We start from the raw sequence: 11,456 nt of genomic DNA on the forward strand, positions 1-11,456 counted from the left end.
TTAGTCCTCTTTAGTCTCGTGACTTACTATCTCTCCCTCTTTAACAACTAGTCCTAGTTCGCTGCTTACTTTTTCTATTTCTCTTACAAGCTCATCATCATACATTACGGTTACTCTACCACCGGCGTATTCAGAATCCACCCACTCTTTTAACTTAAGAACAAGTGGCGATGTCTTGGACATTGCCTTGTCATCACGCAGCTTATAATGAACATTTATCCAATGTGCAATTCCTGCAAGTCCTGATGTATTAGAAACAGCGCTGACAGGTGGACGGCGCAGGAACTTATCTGTATCAAAGATATTGTAGATCTCTTCATTCTTGAGAAGGCCGTCTGCATGGATACCTGCTCTTGTAACATTGAAGTTCTTACCAACAAATGGAGTGTTGGCAGGAACAGTAAATCCTATCTCTTTCTCATAATACTCAGCAAGGTCTGTGATAACCTGAGTATTCATGCCATTAAGTGTACCCTTAAGCTGAGCATATTCAAATACCATAGCTTCAAGAGGTGTATTACCAGTTCTCTCACCGATACCGAAAAGAGAAGTATTAACAGATGAACATCCATACAGCCATGCTGTTGTAGAATTGGTAACCGCCTTATAGAAGTCGTTGTGTCCGTGCCACTCAATGAGCTCACTTGGAACACCAGCGTTGGTATTGATAGCATATATGATACCCTGAACACTTCTGGGAATAACAGCACCAGAGAAATTAACACCATATCCCATTGTATCACAGGCTCTTACCTTAATAGGAATCTTATACTCATCTTTGAGCTTCATAAGCTCAAGGCAGAATGGAACAACAAATCCGAAAATATCAGCTCTTGTAATATCTTCAAGATGACATCTTGGGCTGATACCAGCTTCAAGACAAGATTTAACGACACTAAGGTAATGATCAAGCGCCTGTCTTCTTGTCATCTTAAGCTTCAGGAAAATATGATAATCTGAACATGAAACAAGGATTCCCGTCTCCTTCATTCCCATGGATTTGACCAGTTTGAAGTCTTCCTCACTAGCTCTGATCCAGCTGGTTACCTCAGGGAACTCGTAACCTCTCTCCATGCACTTATAGGCTGCATCACGGTCACTCTTACTATATAAAAAGAACTCGCTCTGGCGGATCATACCATTAGGGCCGCCAAGCTCATGGAACATATCGAAAATATGCACGATCTGATCCGTTGTATAAGGCGCCCTGGACTGCTGACCATCTCTAAAGGTTGTGTCAGTTATCCAAATCTCTTTGGGCATATTGTGAGGTACGATTCTGTCGTTGAAAGGAATCTTAGGTACCTCTTCATAAGGAAACATGTTTCTGAATACGTTAGGCCTCTCAACATCATCAAGAATGTACATATGCTCTTCGATCTGAAGCAGATTATTCTTGTTGTTCATTGTGACAGGCCGGTTCTGGAATGTGTTATTCTCCTGCATAATAAAGTCCCCGTTATTTCGAAAAGATTGTTCGTTGGGTATAATTGTATACAATCATACTATTCATGTCAACGTAGTAAAGTTATGCAATATAAAAGAGATGGGATTAATTTCCCACCTCTTTCCTGCAAAAATTAATATATTGTACTTAGAATGCGCTTTTTCTTGTAAAATATTTTTTGACATTTTCTATTGGCTCTGGCTTAGCATAATGGAAGCCCTGAATAAAATCAAAGCCTCTTTCCATCGAATACTGACTCTGCGACTCATCTTCAACTCCCTCAACCAAAGTAACAAAACCATTTTTCTTGAACACCTCGATCATGTAGCTCATTATGTCATCCATTCGTTCATCATCAAGGGACTTATATAGAAGCGTCTTATCAAATTTGATGGTCTTAACAGGGCAGTTCATAACTCTTTCAAAGGATGAATAACCTGTTCCAAAATCATCAAGATAGAACTGGATTCCTGCTCTGTTAAGAGAATTCATATTCTCATTGGCCTGTTCGTAATTCTCAAACATTGCAGATTCTGTAATCTCAAACCTTATCTTGGAGACATCAAAATCATATTTGTCGATAATGTCCATCAGATCCGAATACGCATTTTTGTGCGAAATCTCGCGGGAAGATACATTAACCGAGATAGAATCAAAATCATAGAACTCATCAAGAGCCTCTATAGACCTGCATACCTTATCCAGCACAATGCAGGTGATAGCATGAATTGTTCCGCTTTCCTCCGCAATTGGTATAAATCTCTCAGGACTTATTATCTTATTTCCAAGCTTAAGTCTTGTAAGAGCCTCTGCAGCTCTGAAATTTCCAGTATCAACGCTGTAAATAGGCTGAGCATATACCATAACTCTCTCATCGTCCATATCCAGCCTGTTACGTATATCCTCAAGCGCTACAGCTATCTCATATTCCTCAAGGAAATCATCGTAATCTGTAGGATTAACAACATAGAAATGACTGCTATTCTGGCTCTTAAAGCGTCTTGAAATATACTCAAAGTACTGTCTGCATTTTGCAGCAGTCTCAAGCTCTGGAAGAACTTCGCCGGAAACCATAATATAGTTGATGGGCACCGTCATATCTGCTCTTGCTCCATCAAGAACGCCTCTTATATTATTTATTGCCGCCACAAAGGACTTGTAGTCATCTACTTCTACAACAGCAATATATCTATCTTCAGAAATCCTGTACAGCTTGACCTTAGGTCTTATTGCCTCCATTGCCCTGCACATAGATACTGCTTTCATATATATCTCATCAACATTATCGCCAAAGCTCTCTACATTAGGATACTTAAGCTCTATATAGCTGATGAACATTTTCTTTCTACCAAGGTTCTTTTCTACATATGATAAAAGGCCATAAACATTCTGGCTTCCAGTCATCTCATCATAAGGATTTGAATGGAACAATATGTATCCAAGCGCAAATACCGGCACATAACTCATAGCCATATATACTGAATGGAATTTATCTACTACTACCATTTGGCTTCCAAGGAGGAGTATTTCCAATGGAACAATAGCAATAACAACATACCAGATAACTCTCGCTACATTTGTTTTATTGCTAAGTGTCGCATTAAAGCAGATGATAGCGCACACTATTCCAGCTCCGCAGTAGTATCTTACAAAGTGAGTAATATCGATTCCATCCACTTCAAAGGAATAGAAATTTCTGGCTGCAATCTCAATAATGACTCCGGTAATATAAGTAATAGACAAAAGAGTATACATCAAAAGAAACTCTTTACGCTGATTGCGCCTTACTATAGACATCATATTCACATAGGAATAAATGCAGAACAGTATTCCATTATATAAAAGAAGGAATACCAGAATCTGTCCCATAAAAAGATATCTGTTAAAATAAAGATCCGGATTATTAGCTACGTGAATAATAGAAATCTGAGTCAGAATGGCTGCTATAGACAGCACGATACCTCTGTAGATGTATTTAAAAACATACGACTTTTTGGGCTTAGTATAAATCAGAAGCACCAAAATAAGACCTGCCATAATAAGGCCGGCTATCTCACCTATATAGTTATAAGAAATAAAATTATTCTCTACCATATTCCCATATTATCACAAAACCGATAATTATGTGTTAAATTAATATTAACAATAAATAAGAGGCTCTGCCAGACGGCAGAGCCTCAATATATGCTATATTATTCCTCTGAATTAGCAGCTGCAACCTTATCTGCTCTAGCCTCAACTTCCTTGGCCTGAACATCTGAAGGAGCCTGCTCATATCTGTTGAACTCATACTCGAAATCACCACTACCACCTGTCATAGAACGAAGCTGTGTGCAATATCCAAAAAGTTCCATCATAGGCACTTCTGCCTCGATAACCTGCTTGCCTGTAAGAGAAGGATTCATTCCAAGTACACGTCCTCTTCTCTTATTGAGATCTCCCATTACATCACCTGTGTAAGTATCAGGTACTGTAACCTTGAGAGAAACGATAGGCTCAAGAAGAACTGGAGTAGCATCCATGAAGCCCTTCTTGAAGGCGTTGGATGATGCTACCTTGAATGCCATTTCTGATGAGTCTACTGGGTGATAAGATCCATCATAAAGAGTAGCCTTAACACCAACTACAGGATAAGCTGCAAGAGGTCCACGAAGGACTGACTCTGCAATACCTTTTTCTACAGCTGGGAAGAAGTTCTTAGGAACTGCTCCACCAACAACTTCCTGATCAAACTCATAAGCCTTGGTCACATCTCCAAGAGGAGCAAAGCGCATCTTAACGTGTCCATACTGACCATGTCCACCTGTCTGCTTCTTGTACTTGTACTCAACATCTGAGTTCTTACGAATAGTCTCTCTGAAAGCTACCTTAGGCTTAGTAAGATCGATGGCAACCTTGTAAACGTTCTGAAGCTTACTCTGGATAACCTCAAGATGCATATCGCCCATACCATACAGAAGTGTCTGGCGGTTCTCAGCATCATTGACAACCTTAAGTGTCTGATCCTCAGCAGCAAGCTTAGCAAGAGACTGAGCAATCTTATCGATATCGCTCTTATTCTGTGCGTGATATCTCATGTATGTATATGGTGTAGAAATATCCATCTTAGCATACTGTACAGGTGTAGACTTGGTTGAAAGTGTATCACCTGTAGAAATATCAAGCTTCTGAAGTGCTCCGAGGTCACCTGCGTGAAGCTCAGGAACTTCTATAGCTTTGTTGCCCTGAAGAACATAGAGCTTACCAAGCTTAACCTCAGCATCCTTATTAGCGATGTACATAACATCATCAGGCTTGATGACACCTGAACGAACCTTGATAAGTGAATACTTACCAATAAATGGATCGATCATTGTCTTGAATACAAAAGCGGTCTTTGGCTTAGAGAAGTCAAAGTCAGCTTCAAAGATTTCATTAGTATTAGTATTGATACCAGCCATCTTACGGTTCTCTGGGCTAGGCATATACTTAACAATATCATCGAGAAGTGTATAAATACCCTGGCAAAGAGTACTTGATCCCATCTCGATAGGTACGATTGTTCCATCACAAACGTTGGAACGAACAGCAGCTCTGATTTCTGCCTCTGAGAAGGTATCACCGTTAAAGTATCTGTCCATGAACTCTTCAGATGTCTCTGCTACTGACTCGATAAGAGTATCTCTGCAGAGCTTAAGGTTAGCCTGGTTGTACTCTGGCACTGGGCACTCAACAACCTCTTTACCTTCCCATCTAAAGCCCTTCTCCTGAATTACATTAACGTAACCAACAAACTTCTCATTCTCACGGATAGGAAGATTGAAAGGAGCCATCTTCTTACCATATTTGTCTGTCATGTCCTGCACAACCTGTCTATAGGAAACATCATCTATATCCATGTCTGCAACAAATACCATACGTGGTAATTTGTATTTCTCACATAATTCCCATGCTCTCTCGGTACCAACTTCGATACCTGCCTTACCTGATACAACAATGATAGCTGCATCAGCAACACTCATAGCTTCCTCAACTTCACCGACAAAATCAAAGAATCCAGGAGTATCAAGGAGATTAATCTTGTGTCCATCCCACTCAAGCGGAATAGTAGAAGTGCTGATTGAAATATGTCTCTTCTGCTCTTCTTTATCAAAGTCACTAAGAGTATTTCCATCCTCGACTTTTCCCATTCTGGATGTAATACCTGCTAAATAAGCCATTGCCTCAGAGAGACTTGTCTTACCTGCTCCGCCATGGCCCAGCAGCACTACGTTTCTAATTTTGTCAGTCGTATAAACGTTCATATCAATGTCCTCCAGTTGCAATAAATTGGGTATTTTTGAGAAATACAAGGGACAATAGACGCACATTCAGCCGTAGCAGAACGCTACCGCCGCTCATATGCTATTTGAACAATATAGACACTCGCCCCAAACAATTCTCATAAGAACATTTTACTAAATATAGTGTTTAAACACAAGCATTTTCGGCCTTTTGCACAAACTATTCCCCAATGCTATTCAACCTCTTTTAATACCTCTGTCATTCCATCAAAATCAGACGCTTCAAAAAGTTCGTATAAGCGTTTAAATCTATCCTTATGTTCGCCAAGATCATAGTCTTCCATCTCCTTGAAAAGGTTACTCAAATAACCTACGTTTTTTTGATTAATACCCTCTTTAAGAGCTTCATACATACTCTTAATGAGGAATTCATTGTAGTTTACAGATGGAGCTTTATTTACTTCTTCTTTCTTGGCCTGCTCTTTTGCCTTTTCTTCGGCTTCTGCTGCAGCATATATCGCAGAAAGAGGCTCTTTATATCTGTTAAGCTCAGCTATAACCTCATCATTGTGTTCCCTGATATAATCAATATTTCCTTCTTTGCCGGCCATTTCCAGAGCTTCAGCGCCCTTTGACAGCTCCATTGCGCCAATAAGACGTGCTGAGCTCTTTAGAGCGTGGACCTTGATCGTGTAGTTCTCATAGTCGCCAGATTCATAGAAGCCTGTAATTTCCTGGCTCTTACTATCTATGGAATCATAGAATATCTTGAGGACACTCTTAAAAGACTCCTCAGAGCCGCTATTTTCAAGCGCCACCTTGGAATCAAGTCCCTCAATCTGGTCATACCACTTATCAGATGCAGTCTGGCCCGCTGCTTCAACAGTATTCTCAGTAATATTTTCTGTTACTGCCTCAGCATCTGTCTTTTTCTCTTCTTCATGCTTATCTGCAACCAGTATTTCTTCTTCAGGGAATACCAGAAGCTTCTGAAGATTATAAGGATGCTCTGACTTTTCCATATACATTATTCCAAAAGCGCCAGGACCACAGCTCACAGAAAGAGCTGCAGAAGCCTTCTGGAATATGACGTTCTTAAATGGAGCATTGGCAAGTATCCTCTTCTCAATTCTCTCAAGAACTTCCTCCGGAACATCAGAATGTGTCACCATCACAACATCAAGATCATGCCCTGCCCTTCTTGGAACAGCATAATCCACGTATCTGTCATAGCTTCTTGTCTTATTACCTATCTGTACCCGGTCTACCTTAAAGGTATCATTTTTAACAACAACAAATGGCTTTAAGCCAATTGACAGCATAAGCTCGCAAAGTCTTTTTCCTATAATTCCTCTCTTCATAAGAACCATAGGATCACTGGCAACAAAGCTGCACCTAACCTTACTCTTGATAGCAGTAAGCTCTTTGATGATATTTCCGGGGCTCATTCCCTGATTAGACAGGTTATAGGCCATAAGCGCGATCATACCCATAGAGCTTGAGTTAAAGCCTGAGTTAAAGACGAATACATTGCCATAGGCCTTGGCTGCCTGTCTCGCTCTTTCATACTCTTCACTGATACCTGGAGCCAAAGTGATATAAATGATCTGGTGGGCCTTCTTGAGTTCTTTTGCAAAGAACTGTTCGAATTCCTCAATAGTTGGAGGCTCAGAGGTAAATTCCTTGCCAGCCCTCATATATCTGATGATCTCATCTGTATCCGCCTCAAGGCCATCGTAATACTCTTTGCCATCCACATGAACCTTAAACGGAATAGTATCGATCTGCAGTTCCTTGAGGGTTCTAACTGGAAGATCGCACATACTGTTGGTTGTAATGATAAGTGGAATCTTCTTGTTATAGCCCTTAGCAGTATTGAGCTTGGATTTGCTAAAGTCTGCTGTCTTACTGATAGTAACCTTGGATTCAGGGAGGTGAGCCAGAAGCATTTCCTCAAACTGAGCTCCAGATACCGGTTTTAAAAGATATCCGTCAAAACCGCTGGAACTATACAGAGCCCTGTTCTCACTTCCAGCATTAGCAGTAAGAACAATAACAGGAACATGGTTATTATAGCCACCATGCTGCTTTCTGATAGCCTGCAAACATTCGATACCGTTCATAACAGGCATTAGATGATCCATGAATATAATGTCATATCTTGTAGCGATGGTATGAGCAAGTGCATCAGCTCCGCTACTTACCGTATCTACAGTTATCTGAGTGCCTTCAACAAGTTTTTTCTCAACCTCAAGGTTCATCTCATTGTCATCAACAATAAGGATTCTTGCCTCAGGAGCAGTAAAGCTCGCCTCATACTTCTGTTCATCTCTGACACTTCCATAATTAGTAATACTGATATTTCCAACTGCTGTAGGATTGCTGACCTTCTGCCACAGAGCCACTGTGAAGTTAGACCCCTGCGTGTATACACTGTTTACTGAGATGTCGCCATTCATCAGCTCCACGAGCTGCTTAACTATAGAAAGGCCAAGCCCTGTACCTTCGATCTTACTGTTTTTCTCTTCATCAATTCTCTGGAAGGCATCAAAAAGATAAGGAATAGCATCTTCCTTAATACCCATTCCTGTATCAGAAACAGAGAAGATAATTCGTACCTTCTCATCCTTGATGTCCTCTTTTTCTATATGAAGAGTAACTGTACCTTCGCTGGTATATTTGACCGCATTGTTCAAGAGATTTACTAGTATCTGCTTGATTCTGACTTCATCACCAAAGAGCTCCTGCGGAATCGTAGGATCGATCTCAACATTAAACTTAAGACCTTTTTGCTCGGCTCTAAGCCAGATCATATTGACAATCTCAGAGATCATGGATGGGACATTGTAATTTACAGGAATAATGTCCATCTTTCCCGCTTCAATCTTGGAAATATCAAGGATATCATTGACCAGAGCCAGCAGCATTTTACCTGCGCCCTGGATATTTCCTGCATCTTTTTTGATCTCTTCAGAAGCATCCTCCTGCCTGAGAATAATCTCATTAAGTCCCAGAATAGAGTTAATAGGCGTTCTGATCTCATGGCTCATGCTGGAGAAGAACCTGTTCTGAGATTTGTTCAGTTCCTCATATTTCTGGGTTTCTTCTTTGGCTCTTTTGTTCTCCTCTATAAACATCCACTCAACGAACCATACCATGATGCAGCAGATGGTGCCTACCATGATGACTGAAACCAGTGAATCTATGAAAAAGAACTGTCTACTGTGCTCTGTTACCCTCTCAGGATGCATATATGCATCAAAGTACATGAGACCTGATTCTATAGTAAGAACTATCAGCATGAACGGTCTCCACATACCGTTAAGAACGAGACCTGTATAAAGATATGCAAAAATAAGCCAGAGATAACCACCACCAGAAAGACCACCACCAAAATAAAACAAAATAGGCAGAATGATACCTACAAGGCCAATAACTATAATTCGGACAGCTACCTGAACTTTATTCTTTCTGACAGAAACACTCGTAATAATGGGCACAAGAATAATAGTGATGGTCAAAGTAATGATCTCCACTATATTCTCTCCCAGAATAAGGTTACTGATAAGCGCAAAAAATACGCCAAAGTCCGTCAAAAGAGTAAGTGCAATAAATACTCTTTCTCTCAGTGTCCTTGACGGATCCTTTAACCTTTCAATTGTTCTGGTAAAAAGACCTTTCTTCAATATGTACCTCCATCACGATCAGCGTTTCTCTGCCATTACGCGATTCATAACTCTTTCAAATTCACCTATATTTATTGGCTTAGCTATAAAGCCATCGAAGCCTTCTCTAATAAACATCTCCTTGGCACCGCTGACAGCATTAGCAGTAAGCGCAATAATCCTGATCTTACTGTTATCACGCTCAGCCATACCTCTTATGAACTTCATAGCTTCTACTCCATCCATCCCCGGCATCATGTGATCCATGAAAATAACGTCATAATCATTCTTACTATACTTATCAATTGCTTCTTTTCCGCTTTCTGCAGTATCAACGATCATCTTGTATTCACCAAACAGACCTCTTGCCACAACAAGGTTCATCTGTTCATCATCTACTACAAGCGCCTTGACACCATCAAGTACTGGCTTCTTGAAGTCTTTAGTAAGGACATCTGTCGCCCTTTCAATATTTCCATCGAGTATCTGAACCACTGTAAGGCCGTGGAATGGCTTGTTTATACAAACAATATTTGAATTATCAACATGCTGGCTATCATCTGCACATATCATGGTTACAGTGATATTTCCATTTGCCAGATTTCTGATATAGGATTTATCTTTTTGGTATTCTTTGTGGCCCATAAACACATGGGTAATCTTGCCTTTAGCCACAAGCTTTTTGAGATCATCCAAAGAAGTTGCAAAATACAGGTTAACCCTCAGGCCTGCTGCCAGATTCTTGCCCATATTTCTGTACATCTCACCAAGAGCCGGATGTCTGTTCTTATCGCCCATATCGTAAAAGACAACGTTAATAAACTTATCAGTACTGATTCCAAGGCAAGGTGACGGATCAATAACCTCCTGGAAGATACTGACTCTTACAGTTGTTCCCTTTCCCCTCTGGCTCTCAATCCTGACAAAGCCATTCATAGCTCTTACAACGCCGTATACTATAGAAAGACCAAGTCCAATACCGCCAGTACTCCTGGTTCTTGTCATATTGGCCTGGTATACACCCTTTTGGACACTCTCAATGTCCTTGGCTGTCATTCCAATACCTGTATCTGTAACTTCGATAATCAGGTTTACTCCATAGTCTTTTTTTAGGGCCGAAATTCTGAGGTATGCACCACCCTCATTAGTGAATTTAAAGGCATTATCCAGAAGGTGAGATATGATCTTCTGTATTTTTCTGATATCACCCCTAAGGACTGCTGGAACTGTAGGATCTACATCCACGATAAATTCCAGATGAGTCTTAACGTGCATGGCGTTATAATTGGCCAGAATATCATGGATAATGGAAGTTACCATGTATCTGCCATTTTCAAGCGTAAGGTTATTCTGCTGGATTTCACTGTAGTCCTGGATGTCTTCGATCTGGCCAGCCATTCTAAGACCAGCATTTCTGATCTGTATAATATCTTCTCTTGCTTCTTTTCTAAGAATCAGATCTGTAAGTCCATTTATAACGTTAAGAGGAGTTCTGAGCTCATGAGAAATATTAACCAGAAAGTCCTCCATATCACTGTCATGGCTCATTTTTTCTTTACTTAGCTTTTCTATCTGTGCTTCATCATCCTGCCTTTTTTCAAGAAGACAACTTAGTATCAAATAGATAAACAAAGCAGCTACAACATGTAAGAGCAGTCTTGAAACAACTAACGAAGTAAGCTGGTAATATGAATTTCTGACTGAAAGAACTATCTGTATCCCTATGATCACAAAAAACTCAATGAGAACGAGCTTTAAAAAAATTCTTCTGTCAAGAAGCGCTGCTATTCCCATTAAGAGAGCACAAATGACTATTACATCAAAAAAGCTTGAGCTATGTATGCCATGGTAGAAAGTTATAACCATGGAAAAGATCAGATAGAAGTTCTCTCTAAAAGAACTCCTGTTGTACTGAACAATATGCATCCACCACATGGCAAGAACACTCACGCCAATAAGAGGTGGCATCCAGAATTCCCACCCCATGGCAATGTTCTCAACAATGGCGCCAGTGCAAAATATGGATATTATGAAAATCGCCATGCTATGAACTCTGTTTTTTTCCTGCCTGCTTTCTTCCAA

The 11,456-nt window shown here is 40.3% G+C and carries 5 protein-coding genes; all 5 read right to left on the reverse strand.

The window, feature by feature from the left end:
- Window positions 1-1,446, reverse strand: a complete 1,446-nt coding sequence (locus tag IJI01_RS11225) for a 2-isopropylmalate synthase (RefSeq protein WP_292190215.1) — start codon at window positions 1,444-1,446, stop codon at window positions 1-3.
- A 148-nt stretch (window positions 1,447-1,594) separates the two neighbouring features.
- Window positions 1,595-3,541 carry an EAL domain-containing protein gene (locus IJI01_RS11230; RefSeq protein WP_292190218.1) on the reverse strand — a complete coding sequence of 649 codons (1,947 nt, stop codon included), beginning with the start codon at window positions 3,539-3,541 and terminating at the stop codon, window positions 1,595-1,597.
- 98 nt (window positions 3,542-3,639) lie between these two features.
- The gene (gene fusA, locus IJI01_RS11235) at window positions 3,640-5,730 is read right to left on the reverse strand and encodes an elongation factor G (protein WP_292190221.1); all 2,091 of its coding nucleotides are present in this window, start codon (window positions 5,728-5,730) and stop codon (window positions 3,640-3,642) included.
- Between the two features lie 212 nt (window positions 5,731-5,942).
- Window positions 5,943-9,395: a DegV family protein gene (locus tag IJI01_RS11240; protein WP_292190224.1), complete on the reverse strand. Its 3,453-nt coding sequence runs from the start codon at window positions 9,393-9,395 to the stop codon at window positions 5,943-5,945.
- 18 nt (window positions 9,396-9,413) lie between these two features.
- On the reverse strand, window positions 9,414-11,456 hold the full coding sequence (locus IJI01_RS11245) for a hybrid sensor histidine kinase/response regulator (protein ID WP_292190227.1): 2,043 nt from the start codon (window positions 11,454-11,456) through the stop codon (window positions 9,414-9,416).

The organism is Butyrivibrio sp., from assembly GCF_017433805.1.
GTDB lineage: Bacteria > Bacillota > Clostridia > Lachnospirales > Lachnospiraceae > Butyrivibrio.